This window comes from Streptomyces sp. NPDC048441 (genome assembly GCF_043200235.1).
In the GTDB taxonomy this organism is placed as follows: Bacteria; Actinomycetota; Actinomycetes; order Streptomycetales; family Streptomycetaceae; genus Streptomyces.
The window spans coordinates 391,019-412,756 of the sequence record NZ_JBICXM010000008.1; the positions used below are offsets into that span (position 1 = coordinate 391,019).

Here is a 21,738-nt window from a genome sequence, read left to right on the forward strand (position 1 = left end):
CCGCGCAGACTCTCGGGAGATCTTCCATGCGTAGACACCCATCCCACGCTTCCCGCACATCTCACATATCCCGCAAGCGTCTCACCGTGGCCGTCGGCGTCGCCCTGGCCGCGGCGCTCGCCGCCACCGCTCCGGTAGCCGCGAACCAGAGCCGGGGCGACACCGATGGCAGCGGCGGCACCCGTTCGGCCGACCAGGTCGAGGTCGAGTACTTCACGGGCCCCGGCAGCCACCCCCGCCACACGCGCGTCGCCGACGCCGCCCCACTCACGAGGAAAGAGCACGCCAAGATCAAGGACGACGGCGACGTCGTGCCGATCGTGGAGGCCGGGGCGAGCGATGCCAAGGTCGATGTCGTCTTCATCGGCGACGGCTACACCGCCGCCCAGCAGGAGGACTTCCACGCCGACGTGCGCACCAAGTGGAAGGAGATGGCCGCCGTCGAGCCGTACGCCCAGTACGAGGACCTCTTCAACGTCTGGGCCGTCGACGCGCACTCGCAGGAGTCCGGCGTCTCGGGCGACCCGACCAGCGACGTCACCAAGAACACCGCGCTGAACTCGGCGTTCTTCTGTGACGGCATCGAGCGGCTGCTCTGCGTCGACACCAACAAGGTCGAGGCCTACGCGAGCAAGGCCGCCGACCCGGATCTCGTCATCGTGCTCGGCAACTCCACCAAGTACGGCGGCGCGGGCTACAACGACATCACATCGCCGTCCGGCTACGACGGCATCGGCACCGCCTCGTCCGACCACCCCGACTCCGACCAGGTCGCCGTCCACGAGACCGGCCACTCGTTCGGCAAGCTCGCCGACGAGTACTGGTACGACGACAGCACCTACACCGGCCCCGAGCCCGGCGAGTCCAACCTCAGCAAACTCGGCGCCGACGACATGGCCGCGCAGCAGACGAAGTGGTATCGCTGGCTCGGCCAGGAGTCACCCGACGGCGGCACCGTCGGCGCGTACGAGGGCGGCGGCTACCACGGGCACGGCCTCAACCGCCCCACCGAGGACTCGATCATGCGCACCCTGGGCCGCGAGTTCAACTCGCCCGGACGTGAGGCGATGATCGCGGGCTTCCACAAGCACGCACCGGCCCTCACCTCTGCCACCCCCACCGACCGGAAGGTGCGCGCCACCGAGCGGATTCGCGTCGAGGCGTCCTCCCGCGCGCGACTGCGCTGGTACGTGGACGGCCACGAGGCACGGCAGGCACGGGACGCCGGCAGCGTGACTCCCGGCAAGCTCGGGGTGCCCGCCGACGGCCGCCCCCACACCGTCACGGCACGCGCCACCGACCCGAACAAGGCGGTACGCGACCCGAATCTGCGGAAGCTCCTGACCGGCTCGCTCACGTGGCAGGTCACGGGCTGACCCGAGCAGGGGTGGCAAGTTGTCGCCACCCACCGATGACGTGCGGCGGCCGGGGAACGTGACACTTTCGCGGCCGCTCAGTCGCGCCGGAGCCCGGTCCTGCCGCCGGACTGGGTGAAGATGTCGTTCACCACCTTCTGGGCCAAGGCCCGGTCCTTCTCCGGCACATCCACCTTCACCCACAACCGCCAGGTCAGCTGCTTGCCCTTGCTGTGCCAGACGAAACTCCGACGCAGATACATGGCGTAGCGCTGCTCCCCGCCCACGGCCCTGGTCTCCTGCGCATGGGCGACCGCGACGCGGTCGGACGACGACGGGACGCTCGTCCAGCGCGGGTCGCCGTACGTCACCAGGGCGCGTTCGTCGGCGTCGGCGTCCCGTTCGTGGCAAGAGGTCCCGCAGCCGAGGTTGGATGCGATCCGGATCTTGATGTCGGGCACCGGTGCGGCAGCTGTCGTCGTGGCTCTCCGTTCACACTCGTACGTGAGGAGATCGCCCTCGCCGCCGGTGTGGCAGCGAAGCGGCTTGGGCGCGCGGAAGACGAACGGCAGGCGATCGCTTGCCCACACGTACGACCGCTCCTTCTTCTTCCAGGTCGCCCCGTGCACGGGGCGACCCTGGATGTGGCTGTACCTGGCCAGTCGGTTGTCCTGCTTCGGGACCTTGGTGCGCGGAACGTCGGACAGCCGACGCCGGCTCGCCTCCTGCGTCCCCGACACGGCCCCGCCATCGGAGTCGTCCAGGTCCGCGCGCCGCAGGAAGTCGCGCATCAGGATCTGCGCGATCTCCCTGGTGCGCTCCCGGCCGGCGAACTCCTCGGCGTAGGTGACGGCCAGCAGCACGTTGCCGACCCGTACCCGCACCATCGTCTGCCAGGGCTCGGTCTCCATGGCCGTCATCCCGAACCCGTCCTTCTTGACGAGTTCGACGGCCTCGTCACCGAGCCCTGCCAGCCGCCGCTCCCCCTTGGCGAGGGACGACTTTCCTATGGTGCGGAACTGCTCGGTGGCGTACCGGACCGCGTTACGGTCCTTGTTCGACAGCCAGCCCACGGCGGCGATCCCGATCTCCACGTCGGGTGCGAACGGGGACTGTTCCGCAGCGACGCACATATTGTTGCCAGGGATGGCCGGCCACTGGCCCGACAGTGTGACGGGACGCGTCTTCGTAGGGCCCGTCTTCGTGCCGTCGGTCATGACCTGCCGCATCTCGTGGCTGTCAAGGAGCGAGCACGCCTCGGGAGCGAAGACGACCGGGTCCGGCGGCGGTTCGGCGGCCATGGCGCTGAAGAAGAGGACGACCAGCGCGAGGAGACCACCGACAGCGGCCGAAAGCGCGAGCGGCGCCCGCAACGGAGTGCGGACTTGAGGCTCACCGGTGTCGTAGGTCTCCGCCAGACGGTCGCGCAGCTCGACGTGCCGGAAGCGGTACACGCCCCCGGCCTGCCGCAGCACCCCTCGGGCGTGCGCGTCCTCGAGGAACGCCGTGAGGCGCCAGGGGAGCCTGCCGGTGACCGCGAGCCAGCCGCGGGCCACGCTGTACCGGCCCCAGGCCGATATCCCAGCGGCGTACAGCCACCAGGCGAGCAGGGTGACGGCCACGGCGAACGCCCAGTCGCGCGGGGTCGCGACCTGCGGGCTGCGGTCGGTCAGCTGCCAGAGGCCGAACACCACCGGCGGCAGGGCCAGCGGAAACAGCGACGCCCCCGGATCGCCAGGACCGAGCCGAATCGGCGCCAGCCAGCCCAGAGTGAGCACCACGCGCCGGTCGGCCCGGAGCGCTTCCCTCAGTGACAGGCCCGCCGCCGGATCCGCGAACTTCCACACGGCGGTTACCACCGGCTGCAGCTGGGCCCCGAGGAGGCCCACGCAGATGACCGCCACCACCCACCAGTGGGCCACGGCCGCGGCGACGGCGGCCCCGGCCGTGAGCACCGAGGTCACGACCACAAGACGCGTATCCCGTGCCCGCAGCGCCGTACGCACCCGCGTTCCCGTGGGCCGGGCGAACCGCCACGGAGAGGGGCGCTCGTCGTCGGGGTCGGCGGCGAACCCGTAGAGCGTGAGCAGGCAGGTCAGCGCGAACGCGGCCCACATCGGCAGCCACTCACCCCACCACGCGGCCCCCACCTCGGTCCGCACCACCAGTACGACAAGGAGCAGATACGCGGGAACCAGGCACAGCCCCCGCACCGGCCACGGCATCTCCTCCTGCAGTCGCCACCACGCGAAGTCCTGCTCGTTGGCGGCCTTCATGCGAGCGGCGAGGAAACCCACCCACCGGCGCGCCTCGCGGGGCTCCCAGCCGCCGTGTTCGGCCCGTACATCGTGGGAGGCGCTGTAGGCGATGTCGAGGAAGGCGTCGTACAAGTGCCTTTCCAGCGTGCCCTCTTCGGTGAACCGGCCCTGGGACAGCAGTTCTCCGGGGTCCTTTCCGCCCCAGCCGTAGGCGACCCGGGCGAGGCCGGCCATGAGCGGGACACGCAGCACCTCGCGCAGGGACACCACCTCGGCGGACACGTCACCCCCATCGCGCAGACGCTCCAGGACCGGTGCCCAGGGGGAGCGGTCCGAGCTCGAGGGATTGAGGTAGGTGCTCACGGCGTCGTCCGTGAGGCTCTGCAGGACGATCTCCGTGCGGGTGAACACGCTCGGGTCGGGTGCGTGCTCGCGGTACTCGTCCGCACGGCTGGTGAGGACGAACGGGCGGCCCCGCAGGCTCTCGCCGAGCTGGCGCAGGGCGCCCTTGCGGCGTGCTGCCGGGAGTTCGTCGAATCCGTCGAGGATCAGCAGGACGCGGTCGGTGGAGCGCAGGAGGTACAGGGCCACATCGTAGGGACGGGCTCCGGGCACGGGTGTGCACACTTGGGGGCAGTCGGCGGCGAGCTGCCTGGCCAGCCACTGGGCCAGGCCCCGGCGCGGGTTCCAGGACGCGAGGGACACCACGAGGGGCACGGGACGCGGCGGGTGCCGGGTGCGGTCGGTCAGCAGTTCGGAGGCGAGCCGCAGGGCCAGCACCGTCTTGCCCGCGCCCGCGTCGCCGAGGACGACGAGCCGCCGGTCGGGAGTGCCTTCGAAGTACTCGGACACGGAGGCGTGCGGCCTGTCCCCCGCGGGTGTCCACTCCACCTCGATGGGATGGGGCTCCGCGATGTGCAACAACCGCTCGTCGCGGGCGTACTGCCGCCGCAGCACCTCGGCGAGACCGTCCTCGACCCGCTGGAGGTGCTCCGGCGACTGCCAGGTCCTCTCCCGCCTGCTGTGCCACGTCGCCAGCGCACGCGCGGCGACGGCCGACACCAGGGCCAGGACCAGCAGCAGCCAGCCGAGCCGCGACGGCCCCGGGTCGTAGTCGCGAGGCAGCGGCAACTCGGGCCGTACGGCGAGGAGATAGAGCCCGAAGCCCGCGACAAGACCTCGTACGCCCACCGCCACATGCGGCTGGACGTACAGGTTCATGATGTCGCGCGCCTGGATGAGGAAGCCCTGCTGTCCACCACTGGTGGTGTTGTGCGTGTCCCCCGAAGGCTGCTGCCCGTGCCCCGTCACCGGCGCCTATCCGCCGTGGTTGCCGAGGTTGATGTCGCCATGGATGTCACGGGCCTGGATGACGGTCCCCTGCCGACCGCCGGAGATTTCGTTGTGCACATCGCCGGACCCGGTCCGCACGACGTCGATGGCATTCTGCCGCCACTCCCGGAGCGCATCGGCGAACACCGGGTCCTGCCGGGCCCGTTCGGCAAGCACCTGCACCAACCGCTCCGCACGCGCGGCGCGTTCCTCGCTCCCGACGGCGGCGGCGAGCGCCCTCAACTCGCCCTCGCCGCTGGGTTCCGCGTCCGTCCGGCGCAGGACCAGGCCGCGCAGGGTCGTCCATATCTGCTGCCCGGCGGCACCGGCCGTGCCACCCGCGAGAGCCATCAGCAGCTCCGGCGCTATCGGCTCCATCGGCACCCCTTCGCGCGTACTTGAACAGGCTTCGCGCATCGAGCGTAGGGCAACTGACGCATCATCGGACGCGAACGTCACCTGCGGTGCGCCCGCCCCTGGCGGTTCACTCAAGCCGAGTTCCCATACCCGCCTGCGGCTCCGACAGCGTGGAGCCGTGGAAGTTCGCATCGGCGAGCGGCGCGACGTACAACATCATCAACAACAAGAACGACGTCCGGCTCCGGCGGTTCCCTGCTGCGGAACGCCGACAACGGCCAGTGCCTCGAAGCTGACGGCCCCAGCGTGAAGATGGCCACCTGCAGCGCCTCGCGGCGGGCTCAGCTCTGGCGCAACGCTTAGTGCCCTTCTTTCTGTCCCCCATGTGAGCCACGTGCAAGTGCCCTCCCGGGGGTGACGATTCCGGATCGCCGTTTCCTTAGCGTTCAGTCATGGCCACCGCGCCTCGGAATCACCGGACTTTCCCCCCAATTCTTCTTGGAGCTCCTCATGATGCGCACCATCAAGGCAACCGCTATGGCCACACTGTGCTGTGCCGTGGCCGGCGCGGGGCTCGTTGCCTGCGAGGAGAGCTCCGCCGAGAAGGCCGCCGACAAATCCATCGAAGATGCCGTCGATGACGCCGTCGGCGGAGGAGCCGTTGGCGACACGTTTTCCGGAACCAAGAAGATCAAGGTCGGGGACCTGTCCGTGAACGTCTCCTGCTCCGGCGAGGCGGCGGAGAAGAGCCAGCCGGTCATCCTGCTCCTTGCCGGTGCGGGTGATGGTCTCGACAAGATGGCCGACCTGCGGAAGACCCTGAGCGAGCAGGCCAGGGTCTGCTCCTACGACCGTCTCGGCGAAGGCGCGAGCGACAAGCCGGACGGCGTCCAGCACCAGGCCGACAGCGCGAAGATCCTGACCGCCGTGCTCGACCGGGCAGTCGGTGACGGTCCGGCCGTCCTGGCCGGCCACTCGCTGGGCGGACTGATCGCCGCCCGCTACGCCCCTGACCATCAGGACCGGGTCAAGGGCCTGGTCCTGATGGACGCCACGATCCCGGCGCTGAACGCCGGCTTCTCGAAAGTGATCCCCGAGTCGGCCACCGGCCAGGGCGCCGAACTGCGGGCGCAGACCCTCACGGTCAACGGCGGCAAGAACCCGGAGCGGTTCGTCATCGAGGACGCGAAGGTTCGGTCCGCCGGAGACATCCCCGTTGAGATCATCAAGCACGAGAGCCAGTACGCAGAGGTGCCCGAATACGGTCCCGCCCTGGAAGAGATGTGGTCCAAGGGTCAGACGCAGTGGCTCGGGCTCTCCTCCGACAGCAAGCTCAGCACCGCCGCCAAGAGCGGCCACTACATCTACGTCGATCGGCCCGACCTCGCCGTCAAGGCCGTACGGCAGGTCACCGCACAGGCCACCGACGACCTGCGATGAGCGGTTCGCCGCCACCATTACGCTCGTCCGGTGATTGGTCTCCGTAAAGCCGCCCAGGCCCGACTGCGTCAACTCGGGTGCCAGTGGCGCCGGTTCGACTTGACGTCCTGGTACCTCCCGCTCGGGCCGCTTCTGTTGGCCGCGTCGTTCGTACCGTCGATGCAGAACCACGGCACGCAGGTCGGCGGGGTACCCGGCCGCGCCTTCGACACGCTGGCGGTAGTGGCGATCGCCCTGCAGTGCCTGCCCCTGATGGTGTGCCGCCGGTGTCCCGCGGTCTGTCTGACCCTGGTGTCGCTCGGTTTCGCCGCCGACCAACTGCGCGGCTACCACTCACTGGCGGGTACGGGCCTGGCGCTCGCGCTGCTGGGCGCCGGGTCCCGTCTTGAACGGCACCGGCGCGGCATCGCACTGGCCCTCTCGGTGGCGTACGTGCCGCTGGCCGTCGCCCTCTCCCGGCTCGGGTCGGGCGAGCCGGTGGGCGAGTTCGTGCTCTTCTACGTGGTGACGGCCCTGGTGTGGGGCATGGGAACCTGGCTGCGCTTCGCACGGGCCGCGGAGGCCGAGCGCCGGCGCCACGTCGCCGAGGAGACCCGCACCGCCGAACGCACCCGTATCGCCCGCGAATTGCACGACGTGGTCACCCATCATGTGACGGCGATGGTCGTGCAGGCCGAGGCGGCCCGCTATCTGACTGCCGCGCCAGAGCGCCTCGAACAGACCCTGAGTGCCGTCTCGGACACCGGTCGGCAGGCCATCAGCGACCTGCGGCACCTGCTCGACCTGCTCAATCCCGACCACGGGACCGCCTACGGCACCGGGCGCGGTACCGTGCGCGGAACAGCAGCGGTGGAGGTCAGGGCGCCGCACATCGGGCGGGTCGGCACGCTGGTGGAGCAGACGCGCCGGGCGGGGCAGCCGGTGGAGTTCACCGAGGAGGGCACCCCGGCGGAGTCGACCGGCAGTGCCGCCCTGGTGGCCTACCGGGTGGTGCAGGAGGCTCTGACCAACGCCCTCAAGCACGCCCACGGCATCCGCACCTCGGTCCGGGTCCACCATGGCGAGAAGGAGATGACCGTGGAGGTCAGCACCGAGGCGCTCAGGCCCCGGGCGGCGTCCCCTGGCGGCAGCGGGCGGGGCCTGGCCGGTCTGCGGGAGCGGGTCGACGTCCTGGGCGGCGAGTTCAGCGCGGGCACTCGCACGGACGGTGGCTTCGTCGTACGAGCACGCATCCCTTCGGGGAGGCCGTCGTGAACGCCGGTGAGCCGGTCGTGCGCGCCGGGCAGCCGGTCGTGGCCACACGCGCCCCAGGTAACGGTGGAGCAGCACCGATCCGGGTCCTGGTCTGTGACGACCAGGCATTGATCCGCACCGGCCTTGTGACGATCATCGACGCCCAGCCCGACATGGAGGTGACGGGCGAGTGCGAGGACGGGCAGGCCGCCATCGCCCTCGTCGGACGATCGCGCCCGGATGTCGTGGTGATGGACATCCGGATGCCGGGGCTGGACGGCATCGAAGCCACCCGCCTGCTGGCCGGCGCCGGAGTGCCGCATCCCGTCAAGGTGCTCGTGGTGACGACGTTCAACCTGGACGAGTACGTCTATGAGGCGCTGCGCGCGGGGGCGAGCGGTTTCCTGCTCAAGGACGCGCCGCCGGACCGGCTGCTGCTCGGCATCCGGACCGTCGCCACCGGCGCGGCCCTCCTTGATCCCGAGGTGACGCGCCAGCTGGTGGGCAGGTACGCCACCCGGATCAGGCCCGCCGAGGGCGGCTCGTCGCCGGATCTCCCGCTCACCCCCCGGGAGCTGGAGGTGCTGCGTCTGATCGCGGACGGCCTGTCCAACAGGGAGATCGCCGCGACGCTCCTGATCAGCCGGGAGACCGTCAAGACCTTCGTGTCCCGCATCCTCACCAAACTCGGCCTCCGCGATCGCGTCCAGGCCGTCGTCTACGCCTACCGCCGGGGCCTGGTCACCTGACCCACCACGGGTCGGCCACCACCCGGTGCTGCCTGCCTGCACCAAGGGATTCACAAGATCAGCACTGGACTTTCCGTAGTGGGTCGGTGCAGGGTGTGCCGACCTGCAATTCCATCCGATCGGAGGTCGCAACTATGGCTCTGACCTGCATAGTTGCCCCTATTCGGGTGGTCCCGCCGTATGTTCCTCCCTCTCCCGAAGGGGTAACGCTGTGCCGTTCCACGGAAGTCTCCTGCGCCGTACCGTCCCGTTCGCCCTGGCCGTGAGCACGGCCCTCACCGTCACCGCATGTAGCAAGGACGGTGATGCCGCCACCACGGCGGACGGCGTCCGCCTCGTCACCGCCGACCAGCTCACCACCTGCACGCATCTGCCGTACGCGCCGTTCCAGTCGGAGAAGAACGGCAAAGTCGTCGGGTTCGACGTCGACATGATCGACCTCGTCGCCAAAGACATCGGCGTGAAACAGCAGATCGTGGACAAGTCCTTCGAGACCATCAAGACCGGCGCGGACCTCAACGCCGGTGTCTGCGATGTGGCCGCCGCCGGCATGACCATCACCGACGAGCGCAAGAAGCATCTCGACTTCTCCGTCCCCTACTTCGATGCCGACCAGGCACTCCTTGCCCGCAAGGGCGTCGCCGCGAAGAGCCTCGGTGACGTCAAGTCCAAGAAGCTGAAGCTGGGTTCGCAGTCCTCGACCACCGGCGAGGAGACCGCACACGGCAAGGGCCTCGACCCGCAGTCCTTCGAGAGCTCGGACGCCGAGCTCAACGGCCTGCGCACGGGCCAGGTGGACGTAATCATCCAGGACTACCCGGTCGTCGCGAACTGGCTCAAGGACCCCGCGAACGCGGCCAAGTTCAAGCTGGTCGGCACCGTCGCCACCGGTGAGCACTACGGCTTCGCCGTGAAGAAGAGCGGCAACCCGAAGCTGTTGGCCTCGATCGACAAGGCCATCACACGGTCCAAGAAGGACGGGACGTACAAGAAGCTCTACGAGCAGTGGATCGGCCCGATGCCTGAAGGAGCCGATGCCCGGTGACCACCCAGACACCCCTTACGGACGCGCAGCCACCGCCCCTCACCGCCCGGCGCCGTCTCTCACCGCGGCGCCGGCGCAGTCTGTTGCGCACGGCGCAGTACGTGGTCCTCCTCGCCGCCGTGGCGGCCGTCGCCGGGCTCGCCGACTGGCACCAGCTCCAGGAGCAGTTCCTGCAACTGTCGGTGGCCAAGCGGATGTTCCCCGAGCTGCTCACCGTGGCACTGGCCAACACGGTGCTGTACACCCTGTCCGGGTTCGGTGTCGGTCTCGTCCTCGGCCTGGTCATCGCACTGATGCGGCTGTCATCGGTCGCCCCCTACCGTTGGCTCGCGGCGCTGTACATCGAGATCTTCCGCGGCCTGCCCGCGCTGCTCATCTTCATCTTCATCGGCGTCGGGGTGCCGCTCGCCTTCCCCGGAGTGGTGATACCGGGCGGGGCGTACGGTCAAGTCGCCGTCGCGCTGGGCTTGGTGGCCGCCGCGTACATGGCCGAGACGATTCGGGCCGGCATCCAGGCGGTGCCCCGCGGCCAGTTGGAGGCCGCCCGGACGCTCGGCATGTCACAGGGCTTGGCCATGCGATCGATCGTGATCCCGCAGGCATTCCGGATCATCGTCCCGCCCCTCACCAACGAATTGGTGCTGCTGTTCAAGGACTCCTCACTGGTGCTGTTCCTCGGGGTGTCCCTGCAGACCCGTGAACTGACCAAGTTCGGCCGGGACCTGGCGAGCGAGACGGCCAACACGACGCCGATCTTCGTGGCCGGACTGTGCTATCTGCTGGTCACCGTCCCGCTCGGCTTCCTGGTGCGCCGTCTTGAGGCACGCCATGCTCAGGCGAGGTGAACGATGAGCGAGACCACCTCAACACCACCACAGACAGCCACGGATGACAGGAGCAGGGACGCGGACATGACGACGACCAGCAAGGCCGAACCCGCAGACGTCCCGGCCACCGCGATCGACATCAGAGGGCTGCACAAGTCCTTCGGTGACCTGAAGGTCCTGCGGGGTGTGGACTTCACCATCCGGCCCGGCGAAGTGGTCTGCGTGATCGGCCCTTCGGGCTCGGGCAAGTCGACACTGCTGCGCTGCGCGAACCTCCTCGAACAGCCCACGGCGGGAACGGTGTTCGTCGCCGGAACGGACATCACCGACCCGGACGCGGACATCGACCAGGTGCGCCGCCACATCGGAATGGTCTTCCAGCAGTTCAACCTCTTCGCCCATCTGAACGTCCTTGAGAACCTGACCATCGCTCAGCGCCGGGTGCTCGGCCGCAGCAAGGAAGAGGCCGCGCGGGTAGCCCGGGAAAACCTGGCCCGCGTCGGGCTCTCGGACAAGGAGCGCAGCTACCCGGCCAAGCTCTCCGGCGGCCAGCAGCAGCGTGTGGCCATCGCCCGAGCCCTGTCCATGGGCCCGCGGCTGATGCTGTTCGACGAGCCGACCAGCGCGCTCGACCCGGAACTCGTGGGCGACGTACTGGCCGTCATGCGCTCCCTCGCGGACGAAGGCATGACCATGCTGGTCGTCACCCACGAGATGGCCTTCGCCCGAGAAGTCGCCGACCGCGTCGTTTTCATGGACGACGGCGTGATCGTCGAGGAGGGCACCCCGGACGAGGTCCTGGGCAGCCCTCGCCACCCGCGCACCCGCGCCTTCCTCGCCCGCGTGCTCGCACCCGCGAGCGGCACCACGGCTGACGACTCCGCGGACACCGCCTGACCTGGCCGACGGAGGGCACGGTCGAGGGGTGCGACACCGGCCGCCTGTCTGCCATGGCCGGTGTCGCCACGGACGGACCACTGCACGCCTATGGCTGTCCTACTGACGGGTCAGTACGGTGCTGCCCAACCCCCCTTGCCCACAGGAGAGTTGGGAGAGCCGCATGATGTCAGCATTACGCAGACGACCAGTGGCCGCCGGTGCCATCCTCGCGGTGGCGGTGCTCGGGCTGCCCGGGTCGGCCGCCGCGCAGGGCGCGGACGCTTCGGTCGGCACTCCGGACGCGAGCCCCTCGGCCCGGTCCGCACCGCAGGTCGCCGAGAAGGCCCCCGGTGCCGGGAAGCACCGGAAGGACAAGCACCGCGGTCCTGGCCGGAAGAAGCCTGGGAAGAAGACCGCCCCCGGCGAGATCCTCAGCTCGGAGCCGTCCTCGTTCCAGTACACCCCGGGCCAGCCGACCCCCACCAAAGCTTGGAAGATCACCTACCGGTCGACCTCGGCCGACGGGCGACCCAACGTCGTCTCCGGAACCGTGATCGCCCCCGACGACGGCAAGACCACTCCGCGCCCGCTGATCACCTATGCCGTCGGCACGGTCGGCCTCGGCGACAAGTGCGCGCCGTCCGCCGGTTTCCCGGGCGGTACGACGACCGAGGCGCCGCTCGTCAATGCCGCGCTCGTACGCGGCTACGCGGTCGTCGTCACGGACTACGAGGGACTCGGCACGCCCGGCGACCACACGTACATGGTCGCCAAGGCGCAGGGCACCGCGGTGCTCGACGCGGCTCGCGCGGCCCAGCGGCACCCGGAGGCCGCGAAGTACGGGGTGTCGGCCGAGGCACCCGTCGGCATCATGGGCTATTCGCAGGGCGGCGGCGCCAGCGCGAAGGCTGCCGAGATGGCCGCGACGTACGCCCCCGAGCTGAAGGTCAAGGGCACGGCGAGCGGCGGTGTGCCCGCCGATCTCGCCAAGGTCGCCGACTCGCTCGAGGGCGGGGACAGCGCCGGATATCTGCTGATGTCCGCCGTCGGACAGAACGCCGCCGACCCGTCCCTCAACCTCGACAAGTACCTCAACGACGAGGGCCGCAAGCTCGCCGACGTGGTCCGCAGCGAGTGCATCGGGACGGTCCTGGAGGCCGGGCGCGGCAAGACGATCGAGGACGTGACGACGTCCAACCCACTGGAGGAGCCGGACTGGCAGCGGGCCATCGCCGGACAACTGATCGGGTCTGAGCAGCCGTCAGCGCCGACGTTCCTCTACCACGGGGACGCGGACGAGACGATCCCCTACGCGGTCGGGCAGAAGCTGCGGGCCGACTGGTGCGCGAAGGGGAACGCCGTGGAGTGGACGACCTTCGCCGGGCAGTCCCATGTGGGCACGGCGATCCAGGGCAACGGCCCGGCACTCGAGTGGCTCGGCCAACGCTTCGCCGGCCAGCCCACCTCCGGCAACTGCGGCACCTGAGCCAGGGGCCACCGGTGTGCCTGGCGACCGGCCACGGCGCCAGGCACACGAACGGGTCCCGCACTGCGCCTGCCGGACAGTCGTCCACGCGGCTCAGAAGCTTGTTGAGCGGTGCGGCAAGATGAGTAATCGCGTTCCTTCGTCTCGCCCGCCGGATCCAGCCGCCGGTCCGGCGGTGGGCCGTCCTGGTCCGCCCCCCCCTGAGGCCGACCTCGTACACGTGGGCCAACCTCGTCGGCTCACTCCTTCAGGTTGTAGAAGTGGATGGGCGAGTTCGGTGTGAAGCCGATACGCGGGTATACGGGGGCTCCGGCGACGGTCGCGTGCAGCGTGGCGCGGGTCAGCCCGGTGGCTCGGGCGCCCTCGTACAGCGCCTTGCGCGTGACCGCCTCGCCATAGCCCCTGCGCTGCCACTGCGGGTCGGTGGCGACAAAGGCGACGAAGAGGCGGCCTTGCGCTTCGGCCGTCGCGGCACACGCCACCGGAACATCGCCTCGCATCCCCAGATAGGCGTACATCCCGCTTTTCCAGTGCGCGGATCCGACCAGTCCGTCGCGGCCTTCCTCCACGGGGAACCCGTAGGCGCTTGATTGGAGATCCGCGTAGGCCCGCAGGTGCTCGTCGGTGCGCACCCGCACGAACGTCAGGTCGGGATGGACCGGGTCGGGGATGGGCAGCAGGTCTCCGGCCATGCCCGTGCCGGGGAATGCGTACCGCAGTCCGGCCTGCTCGGCCGCCGTGGCCAGCGCGACGCGAGCCCCGTCGTCGAGGAGGTCCTCGAAGAGCCACAAGAAGCCCGGGTGCTTCTTCGCGCGCATGATGTCCGCGGCCTGGCTCAGGCGTTGCGCGACGAGATCGGCTCCTGCTCCCAGGTCGGTCAGGGTGATGCAGTTGTAGAACGAGAATCGGCAGTCGGCCCAGCGGACGGCGATGCCGGGGAGGTCCCGCACATCCGCGTCCGCATCGCGGTCGAGGACCAAGGCGCGCCAGGCCAGGGTGAGTTGCTCCGCCGATTCGATGGACTCCGTGAGGCCAGTCACCGTACCCGTACTCCCCTGGATCGTTGGATCGTTGAGGCCGCATGTGCGGCACGCGGTTTCGCCGTCATCAGATGATGCCTTCGAACTGTTTGTCTTCAGTGGGGGAATGAGAGTGGGGCACGTGGTACGAGCCGCGTCCGAAGCGCCGCCACAGGGCGGCGATGAGGAAGGCCACCACTACGGCGATGGGGGTGTAGTTGAAGGTGGTGGTGGTGATCGGGCTGCTCTGCGGCAGCAGGAACAGCACCGTGACCGCGGCCGCCCACACCACCGCCACCCAGCCGATCGGCCGGCTCCAGCGGCCCAGGTGCCAGGGCCCTGGGGTGAATCGGTCGCGGTGGATGAGTCGCAGCAGCACGGGGATGGCGTACGCCGAGGTGAATCCCACGGCCGAGATGGCGGTCACCGCCGAGAACGCCGTGGTGGAATACAAGGACGGCAGCGCTAGCACGAAAGCCACGGCGACCGCGAGCCAGACCGCGTTGGCGGGGATGGCGGTGCGGCGGCTGATCTTCTTCCAGAGCCCCGATCCGGGCAGGGCACCGTCCCGGGCGAAGGCGTAGATCATCCGGCTGGCGCTGGCGGTCACGGTGTAACCGCACAGGAACTGGGCCACGATGATCACGAGCAGCAGAGCCTTGGCCGCCGCCATGCCCAGCGCGTCCAGAAGGATCTGCGCCACTGGTACGCCGGTCGGTCCTGACAGGGTCGCGGTGTAGTCCTGGATGGCGAAAAGGAGCGTGGTCAGCAGGATGCCGCCGGCGATCCAGGACACCGCCACCGAGCGGAAGACCCCGCGGGCCGCGGCGACGGAGGCGTGGTTGGTCTCCTCGCTCAGGTGGGCTGAGGTGTCGTAGCCGGCCAGGGCGAAGACCGGCAGCAACATGCCGAGGAGGATCACGTATACCGGGGCGCTCCAGCCGGTGTTGTTGGTGAACTCGGAGAAGACGAAACCGGGCGACTGGTGGTGGGAGGGCACGAGCGCCAGGGCGCCGATGATGGCGACGGCCCCTGCCAGGTGCCACCACGCGCTCAGGGAGGTCAAGATGTTCATCAGCCGGGTGCCGAAGAGGTTCAGGACCGCGTGCAGCGCGAGGATGACCGCGTACAGGGCAAGGAGGGAGCCCGGCGTCGGCGTGTAGCCGAATTGCAGATTCATCCACGCGGCGGTGAACGTCGCGATGCCGTAGTCCTGGGCGGCGATTCCGCCGAGCAGGCCCAGGAGGTTGAGCCAGCCGGTGTACCAGCTCCACCGCTCGCCGCCGAGCTGGCGGGCCATGTAGTACAGGCCGCCGCTGGTGGGGTAGCGGGAGGTGATCTCCGCCAGGGCCGCGGCCAGGCACAGCACCAGCGGCCCGACGGCGAGCCACCCCCACGTGATCACCGCGGGGCCTCCCGCGTTCAGGCCGTAGCCGAACAGCAGCAGGGTCCCCGACATGATCGAGATGACCGACAGGGAGGCCGAGAAATTACCGAAAGCCCCCATCCGGCGGTGCAGTTGCTGGGTGTAGCCCAGCGACTGGAGTATGCGTGCGTCATCCCCGTCGTCGTCGACCGGGTTCGGCTGCTGGCGTGGTGTTCTTACCGAAGTCATTGGTTCTCCGCACAGGGAAACTGAGGTGGGGGGGTGCAGGCGGGGTGGCCTGCCGGGCCGCCGACGGGACGTGGGACGTGACGGCGCCCGCCCTTGGGGCCGCCGCAGCGGCCGTCATGTGTGTCCTCCCGTATGCCGTGGGTGGGATCTCAGGCAGGCGTCGCGGTCCTCCTCGAATGCCTTCCGCCACTGGTCCTTGGGGTGCCGGGCGTCGTTCTGCCACGGGGCGGGCGTGGCGAAGTCACCGATGGCGTCGAACACTTCGGTCGCCCACTGAGCGAAGCCGCCCCTCGCCAAGGCGTATGCGAGGTGGTTCAGATCCAGCTGGGAACTGGTGGCCGGATCACACTTCTGGAACCAGCCCTCGAATGCCTGCGTGACGGCCCGGGTGGTGTCCTCCCTGGTCCACAGCAGGTTCAGCATGCCCTCGGCACCGTTGTCCCGTCGCTCCCGGTGCTCCTGTACGCGGGCGTAGAGGGGCAGCAGAAGCAGTGGCGAGTCGGGCGGCGCGAAGGAGACCGTCCAGCGGGCGAAATCCGTCGCGACCGCCTGGCGGCCCGCCGGCCCCGGGCGGGTCTGGAGCGCCTGGGACATGCGGTGCCATGCCTCGCGGTTGAACGGATCTCGTCGGTGCACTTCCCCCAGCAGGCCCCATGGCCCGCCAGGCAGCAGGTACTCATGGGGTGGCGGAGCCACGTGATGCTCCGGGTAGCGTCCCGTCACGTCCGTTTCGGCCAGGGCCAGGCGGCAGATCCAGGGCACCGAGTCGTCGGGGTTCCCCTCGACCGCCTTGCGGCACGCCTCCCGGGCCCGAGCCACCAGCTTCTCCAGGTCCCCTGCCCGCTGGTAGTCACGCGCCCAGTTCCTTCGGTGGGCTTGCAGCACCCGTTCGGTGGCGACTCTGGCGTACATCACCCGGGCGGCGAGGCCATCCGGTTCCTCTTTCAGCCACAACTCCACGACGTTGGCCTGAGCTGCGACGACCCCCAGTACCTGAGTGCGGGATGTCCACTGCGGCCAGTTGCCCGTCCCGGCAAGCACCTGCCGCATCTGCATCCAGTAACCCGCCTGAATGTCCTGCACTGCCGCATAGAGGTCTGTGTCCCGGCCAGCCGGGTTCGCCCGTCCTGCGGGGTTCGCCCGTCCTGCGGGGTTCGAACTCTCCATCAGCGCCCCCCTTCGCCGACCGGACACGGGGCGGGCCGCAGGGGGCCGTCAGCTGGAGCCGCTGAGGTCATGGGGAGGCCGGGCTTCGCGCTGGACGGCTTCACGCGGCGACCGGCCAGTTGGGACGGCGATGCCGAGCGCTGGTGGCGCGCCCGACGGGCAGCGGCCCGTCGGGTCCTTCGGACGCGACCCGGTGGCTCAGTACGCGGCCCGGCTGCGCAGGGCGTGCTCTGCTGGCGAGCATAGGCAGAAGAACCCTCGGGGCAGTTGGGACGGGGTGGCACGGTCATGCAATGGACAGCGGTGTGGCCGACTAGCAGGGCGGGGACGGCCGCCGACGCACAACCCGGCCGGCGACTTTCACTCTTGGCCGGTAGCGAGTGCCCGACAGGTACTACAGGTACTTAAGTGCCTGGAGAGGCGCGTGACCAGAGAATCCCAAGATTGTTCGGTTGCTCAGACGCAGGTTCCGGCCACGCGGCAGGCGAGCGTCGCAGTCCGTGACCGGACCCGCAAGCCGCCCCGCTCAGACGGTGCATTGCCGGGGCTCGGACGCTCGCAGCCACGCGCTCACGGGCAAGCGGAACAGGGCCGACGAGCGCGCCCAGCTCGTCGCGGACCTGCTGGGACTGGCCGGACAGCACTTCGATCTTCTCCGTGGACGCCGGTGCCCGCCCGTCGCACGGGGGCCACCCCTACCCGATGCACCCGATGCACCCATGCATCCAATGGAAGGGGCACTGTCAACTCACCTGCGAGGTAGGCGAGTTGCTTGCCAGATAGCCAAGTCGCATGAGGAACAAGCAAGTTGAGAGACGCTGATGGTGCGCGGGCAGCGTGAGGGGCACTGCGTTCAGGCGTGCACAGGTGTCCCGATGACGGCCTTCCAGACGCTGGATCATTCGGCCAGTTCGGTGCGGTAGTCACTGGCTGTGAGCAGACGCTGTCGTAGCGAGGCATTGTCTCGGCAGGCATCGGCTTGGGGCCACCGCCCACGCCCGAGTGGACCGGCCGTCACCCCTTAGAGGTGACCTCCCGGATCAGCGGCTCGAACTCCCGCCGCGCGTAGGTATCGAAGGGCTCCGTCAGCGCGCCGTCATTCACCCGCCGCACCCGGTGCTTCGCCGCGAACTCCTTGTTCGCGACGCGGGAATCCGGCTCCACACCCCCGCCAATGATCAGCACTCCGAACTCCTCGGCCTCCCACAGCCCGGACCGGCTGCGGCAGGCCGTCGATAATCTGCTCGCCAATGCCCTGCGTTACGCCCCTGAAGGGAGCGACGTCGACGTCCGCCTCACCCTCCGGGGCATGGGGGCGGACACCCGCGCCGTGATCGGGGTCCGCGGCCATGGTCCCGGCCTGCCGCGCGCGTTCCTGCCGCTGGCTTTCGAACGGTTCCGGCGCACAGTGCGGCCGTGGATGATGACTTTGTCCCTGAAGCCCTGGTGCGGAGGCGGCAAGGTCAACGACAACGGCGTCGTTGATCAGCCCCCAGAACAGCGATGACCAGGTGGTGGCTCATGCGGCGATCACTACAACGATCGAGCGATCACGAACCGAGAGAGAAGGGACCTAACGCCCTCTCACATCGGCTCGATGATGTTCTTGCGCAGATGTCCGTAGATCACCGAGGTGCGTACGTCTGCGAGTTCCCGCCGCTCGGTCAGCTTGTCCAGAACCACGGAATGCAGCTGGTCAGTGTCGCGAACCGCGACATGGAGGAGGAAGTCGTCGGTGCCCGTCAGCACGAAGACCGCGATCACCTCGGGCATGCGCGCCACGAAGGCTTTGAACTGCTCAATGACGGCACGCGTCGGCGGCCGCACTCGCACGGCGATCATCGCTTGCAGCCCTCGGTCGAGCGAGGGGAGGTCCACCTCGGCATGGAATCCGAGCAGCACACCGCGCTCGCGGAGGGCGCGCACTCGCTCCAGGCAGGTGGAGGGCGCGATGCCCAACTCCTGTGCCAGGTCCCGATTGGTGCGCCGACCGTCTTGCTGCAGAAGTCGCAGCAACGCCGAATCTAGTTCGTCCACATTCCGCTCCACTCCTCAGGGTCCGAATTATATTCGCCTGCCTTGCCACTCTTCCGGATTGCTTTCTAGCGTATCCCCAAAATCCCGTTCATGATTCGCGTCGTTGCTGTGCGGTCAGGGCGGAGTCGGGGTTCCGGGCGAGAGGGCATCAGCGGTGGAAGAACGAAAGACGAGGGCTCTGGCGATCTGTTCAGTCGTGGCGGCCGCGCTGCTGTGGAGCAGCTCGTACGCGGTGACCAAGGAGGTACTGGCGGACGTCGGGCCACTGACCATCGGGGCCATCCGCTTCACTGTCGCCGCCGTGCTGCTCGCGATCATGGCGCGCATACGCCGCACCCCGGTCGCCCCGCCGGATGCCCGCCAGCGGCGGATGATCTACCTGAGCGGCCTGCTCGGCATCACGGCCTACTTCGTGCTGGAGAACATCGGCGTTGAGCTGTCGACCGCCTCGGACGCCTCCCTGATCGTGGCCACCTATCCGCTGATGACCATGCTTCTGGAGCTGGCTCTCCTGCGGACCAGGATGCCGCTGCTCCGGGTCAGCGGCGTGCTGCTCGCCGCGCTGGGAGCCTTCCTGGTCGTACGCAACGGGGCAGAAGTCGGAGGCAGCGCACGCTGGTTCGGTGACGTGCTGCTCCTGCTCGGCGGACTGATGTGGGCCGGATACAACGTGCTGGGCAAGTACGCGGGCCGGGGGCAGGATGCCGTGAACCTCACCTACCACCAGACGGTGGCAGGCGCCGCCGGCTTCCTGCTCGCCTCACTCCTGGAGATCGGGGACTGGCGAGTGCCGGACGCCTCGGCCTCGGCGATGCTCGTCTATCTGGCCGTGGCGTGTTCCGTCGGCGGTTTCCTCCTCTACAACTACGGCCTGCACAGGATGACTTCGAGCGTCGCGGTCAACATTCTCAACCTGGTACCCGTGTTCGGTGTGCTCGGTGCCGTGGTGATCAACAAGGAGACAGTCCGGCTCACCCAGGCCCTTGGCGGGATGGTCATCATCGCCGGTGTGGTCCTCGGACTGATCGAACGCCGAACAGGCGTCGAGAAAGCCGCGGTTCCCGAGCCGAGCCCGGCCACCGAGCGCGTCTGAAGGCCCAGGAGGCCCAGCTTCCCTGAACCTGAAACCATCTAAGGGGCCGTCGCACGTCCGGGGCCTCGGCCCGCCGAACTCGCGCCGAGCACCGACCATCACGTGTCACGGATGCCCCTATGAGCGGGGTCCTGGCTGTAACTATCTGACCAGGTGGAAGACCTGTAAGCGACGGTGATTTTGGTTCAGGCCACGATTCCGTGAACGATCTTGGCGCAGTTCGATGCCGGTCCGGCTTCTCGCCGCAGACTTGGCCTCCTCGCAACGAGGCTCGATGCAAAGCAGCCGACCTCAAGATCATCCACGGAATTGATGCTGTTGGTGATCTCCAGGTGGAACCACGGTGCGTGCGAATAGCCGATGGTCGCACGACGGGCGGTTGAGCCAGGCTGTTGGCCGGGGGCGGCCGAGGGCACATCCGATAGTTGCAAATCCGGCAGTCCCAGGGGGTACAACACCTCCGTGCCAACAGGCCGCGACAAGATCACCAACGACATCCGGAAAGTGAGTCAGAACCCAAACCCGGAGCCACACGCGAGGGCAGCATCGCCGGACGAGCCCCCATCGAGCGCGTCCCGGACGGAAGCGGGCACCATACGGGGCGTGGATCACCACGCCAACACGTCGGCCGCGACCGCCTCGACCACGCCCAACTCGTTGCCCTCGCCCACCTCCCAGTGCAACGCGCGCAGTAGCGGACTGGCCTGCGATGATGATGGTGTGCCAGAGCCAGGGACCACTGCCGTCGTTATTGTCCTGCCCGATGCCGCCCCGCTCCTCAAGGCGGCGTGGCGTATCGACCCAGCTCTGGTGCGCCGTGGGGTGCCGGCGCACGTCTCGCTCCTCTACCCGTTCGTGCCGGAATCGGCGCTGACAGACCAGGACGAGAAGGGCGTACGTTCTCTGGCTACGAGTTTCCCGGCAGCTGATCTGCTCTTGGAGAAGGTCGTGACGGAATCCGGCTTCGTCGCCGTCACCGTTCCGGGACTCCAAACGATCGTCGATGCGTTCCGCACCCACTGGCCCGGGTTGCGCCCGTACAAGGGCCGCTTCGGGGCGCAGCCCGCCGCCCATGTCACGGTCGCTATGGGTGCGGACAACCCGACAGCTGCCGCCCATGTCCGCGCTGCGATCGGCAGCCTGCTGCCGCTGCACACCCGTGCGACGGCGGTCCAGCTGGTGGTGCTGACGGAGGAAGGCTGGCAGCCGCGGTTCACCGTGCCGCTCGGCGTCCCACCGCAGCCTGGGTCAGCCAAGCCGACCGCAACCTGACCATGGACCTGACGAACGCACAAGCCACCATCGCCTACCTGATCCGAGACCGGGACGCGAAAATACCCCGCCCTCGTCGACGAAATCCTGAACAACGCCGGCATCCAAGTCGTGCGCACCGGAAGACGAATACCGCGCATGAACGCGATCATGGAGCGCTGAGTACAGACCTTCCGCCACGAACTGCTGGACCGCACCCTCATCTGGAACGAGCGCCATCTGCGCCGTGCGATGCGCCAGTTCGAGCTGCACTACAACCTCCACCGGCCCACCAAGCACTAGACCAGGCAGCACCTCAGCGCGCTGTCCCCGAACCACTCACTCACGCGCAGATCACCCAACTGAGGGTGCGCCGGAGAGACCACCTCGGCGGAGTCCTCCACGAGTACCAACACGCCGCCTGATCTGCACGGATGGATTTTTCGGCAGGCGCAGAGTTCAAGAAGATCTCGTCTTGGGCGGCGATTCTGTTTGCTCCCACGCTGGTGGGGACGATCTACGGGATGAACTTCGAGACGATGCCGGAGCTGAAGTGGGCGGCGGGGTATCCGTTCGCGATTCTGCTGATGGCGGG

The 21,738-nt window shown here is 68.7% G+C and carries 19 protein-coding genes and 1 pseudogene; 12 read left to right on the plus strand and 8 right to left on the minus strand.

All coding sequences use genetic code 11. The features are described from left to right. Positions 1-86: 86 nt before the first annotated feature. Complete coding sequence (locus ACGFSB_RS22420; RefSeq protein WP_393401935.1) at positions 87-1,376, plus strand: M64 family metallopeptidase; 1,290 nt, start codon at positions 87-89, stop codon at positions 1,374-1,376. Positions 1,377-1,453: 77 nt separating this feature from the next. Here the strand turns inward: ACGFSB_RS22420 and ACGFSB_RS22425 are convergent, their stop codons facing one another. Together ACGFSB_RS22425 and ACGFSB_RS22430 are read right to left on the minus strand one after the other, a co-directional pair. Then, on the minus strand, positions 1,454-4,924 hold the full coding sequence (locus tag ACGFSB_RS22425) for an NACHT domain-containing protein (RefSeq protein ID WP_393401938.1): 3,471 nt from the start codon (positions 4,922-4,924) through the stop codon (positions 1,454-1,456). Between the two features lie 6 nt (positions 4,925-4,930). Beyond that, the gene (locus ACGFSB_RS22430; RefSeq protein ID WP_393401940.1) at positions 4,931-5,323 is read right to left on the minus strand and encodes a hypothetical protein; all 393 of its coding nucleotides are present in this window, start codon (positions 5,321-5,323) and stop codon (positions 4,931-4,933) included. Positions 5,324-5,812: 489 nt separating this feature from the next. Between ACGFSB_RS22430 and ACGFSB_RS22435 the strand changes: the two genes are divergently transcribed. The 7 genes from ACGFSB_RS22435 (at position 5,813) to ACGFSB_RS22465 (ending at position 12,961) form a co-directional block, all read left to right on the plus strand. Continuing rightward, on the plus strand, positions 5,813-6,742 hold the full coding sequence (locus tag ACGFSB_RS22435; protein WP_393401943.1) for an alpha/beta fold hydrolase: 930 nt from the start codon (positions 5,813-5,815) through the stop codon (positions 6,740-6,742). A gap of 63 nt (positions 6,743-6,805) precedes the next feature. After that, complete coding sequence (locus tag ACGFSB_RS22440) at positions 6,806-7,996, plus strand: sensor histidine kinase (protein ID WP_393402018.1); 1,191 nt, start codon at positions 6,806-6,808, stop codon at positions 7,994-7,996. Between the two features lie 38 nt (positions 7,997-8,034). Beyond that, on the plus strand, positions 8,035-8,724 hold the full coding sequence (locus ACGFSB_RS22445; protein ID WP_393402021.1) for a response regulator: 690 nt from the start codon (positions 8,035-8,037) through the stop codon (positions 8,722-8,724). A 211-nt stretch (positions 8,725-8,935) separates the two neighbouring features. After that, on the plus strand, positions 8,936-9,769 hold the full coding sequence (locus ACGFSB_RS22450) for a transporter substrate-binding domain-containing protein (protein ID WP_393401946.1): 834 nt from the start codon (positions 8,936-8,938) through the stop codon (positions 9,767-9,769). Next, entirely contained in the window at positions 9,766-10,614 is an 849-nt protein-coding gene (locus tag ACGFSB_RS22455) for an amino acid ABC transporter permease (protein ID WP_393401948.1), read from the plus strand. The genes ACGFSB_RS22450 and ACGFSB_RS22455 overlap by 4 nt, the downstream gene beginning before the upstream one ends. Before the next feature lie 66 nt (positions 10,615-10,680). After that, positions 10,681-11,493: an amino acid ABC transporter ATP-binding protein gene (locus tag ACGFSB_RS22460; RefSeq protein ID WP_393401951.1), complete on the plus strand. Its 813-nt coding sequence runs from the start codon at positions 10,681-10,683 to the stop codon at positions 11,491-11,493. Between the two features lie 163 nt (positions 11,494-11,656). Beyond that, positions 11,657-12,961 carry a lipase family protein gene (locus tag ACGFSB_RS22465; RefSeq protein ID WP_393401953.1) on the plus strand — a complete coding sequence of 435 codons (1,305 nt, stop codon included), beginning with the start codon at positions 11,657-11,659 and terminating at the stop codon, positions 12,959-12,961. Positions 12,962-13,200: 239 nt separating this feature from the next. On the opposite strand, the gene ACGFSB_RS22470 is transcribed toward ACGFSB_RS22465, so the two are convergent. The 4 genes from ACGFSB_RS22470 to ACGFSB_RS22485 all read right to left on the minus strand — a co-directional run bounded on the left by ACGFSB_RS22470 (position 13,201) and on the right by ACGFSB_RS22485 (position 17,947). Then, on the minus strand, positions 13,201-14,001 hold the full coding sequence (locus tag ACGFSB_RS22470; protein ID WP_393401955.1) for a GNAT family N-acetyltransferase: 801 nt from the start codon (positions 13,999-14,001) through the stop codon (positions 13,201-13,203). A 67-nt stretch (positions 14,002-14,068) separates the two neighbouring features. After that, complete coding sequence (locus tag ACGFSB_RS22475) at positions 14,069-15,595, minus strand: amino acid permease (protein WP_393401958.1); 1,527 nt, start codon at positions 15,593-15,595, stop codon at positions 14,069-14,071. A gap of 114 nt (positions 15,596-15,709) precedes the next feature. After that, positions 15,710-16,678, minus strand: coding sequence for a hypothetical protein (locus ACGFSB_RS22480; RefSeq protein ID WP_393401961.1), 969 nt, complete (start codon positions 16,676-16,678; stop codon positions 15,710-15,712). A gap of 1,098 nt (positions 16,679-17,776) precedes the next feature. Next, positions 17,777-17,947 carry a hypothetical protein gene (locus ACGFSB_RS22485; protein WP_393401963.1) on the minus strand — a complete coding sequence of 57 codons (171 nt, stop codon included), beginning with the start codon at positions 17,945-17,947 and terminating at the stop codon, positions 17,777-17,779. Between ACGFSB_RS22485 and ACGFSB_RS22490 the strand changes: the two genes are divergently transcribed. After that, a complete protein-coding gene (locus ACGFSB_RS22490; protein WP_393401966.1) occupies positions 17,937-18,269 on the plus strand; it encodes an ATP-binding protein in 333 nt (110 codons plus the stop codon). The genes ACGFSB_RS22485 and ACGFSB_RS22490 overlap by 11 nt on opposite strands. Positions 18,270-18,346: 77 nt before the next feature. Here ACGFSB_RS22490 and ACGFSB_RS22495 read toward each other — a convergent pair whose 3' ends face one another. Then, positions 18,347-18,799 (minus strand): Lrp/AsnC family transcriptional regulator, encoded by a 453-nt coding sequence (locus ACGFSB_RS22495; protein ID WP_393401969.1) that lies wholly within the window; start codon positions 18,797-18,799, stop codon positions 18,347-18,349. A 154-nt stretch (positions 18,800-18,953) separates the two neighbouring features. Here ACGFSB_RS22495 and ACGFSB_RS22500 point away from each other — a divergent pair, with 154 nt between their 5' ends. Further along, positions 18,954-19,892 carry a DMT family transporter gene (locus ACGFSB_RS22500; RefSeq protein ID WP_393401971.1) on the plus strand — a complete coding sequence of 313 codons (939 nt, stop codon included), beginning with the start codon at positions 18,954-18,956 and terminating at the stop codon, positions 19,890-19,892. 185 nt (positions 19,893-20,077) lie between these two features. On the opposite strand, the gene ACGFSB_RS22505 is transcribed toward ACGFSB_RS22500, so the two are convergent. Then, the gene (locus tag ACGFSB_RS22505; RefSeq protein ID WP_393401974.1) at positions 20,078-20,389 is read right to left on the minus strand and encodes a hypothetical protein; all 312 of its coding nucleotides are present in this window, start codon (positions 20,387-20,389) and stop codon (positions 20,078-20,080) included. 223 nt (positions 20,390-20,612) lie between these two features. On the opposite strand from ACGFSB_RS22505, the gene ACGFSB_RS22510 reads away from it, so the two are divergent. Together ACGFSB_RS22510 and ACGFSB_RS22515 are read left to right on the plus strand one after the other, a co-directional pair. Then, complete coding sequence (locus ACGFSB_RS22510; protein ID WP_393401976.1) at positions 20,613-21,164, plus strand: 2'-5' RNA ligase family protein; 552 nt, start codon at positions 20,613-20,615, stop codon at positions 21,162-21,164. Positions 21,165-21,598: 434 nt separating this feature from the next. Then, positions 21,599-21,738, plus strand: a pseudogene (locus tag ACGFSB_RS22515) (CorA family divalent cation transporter); the annotation flags it as partial.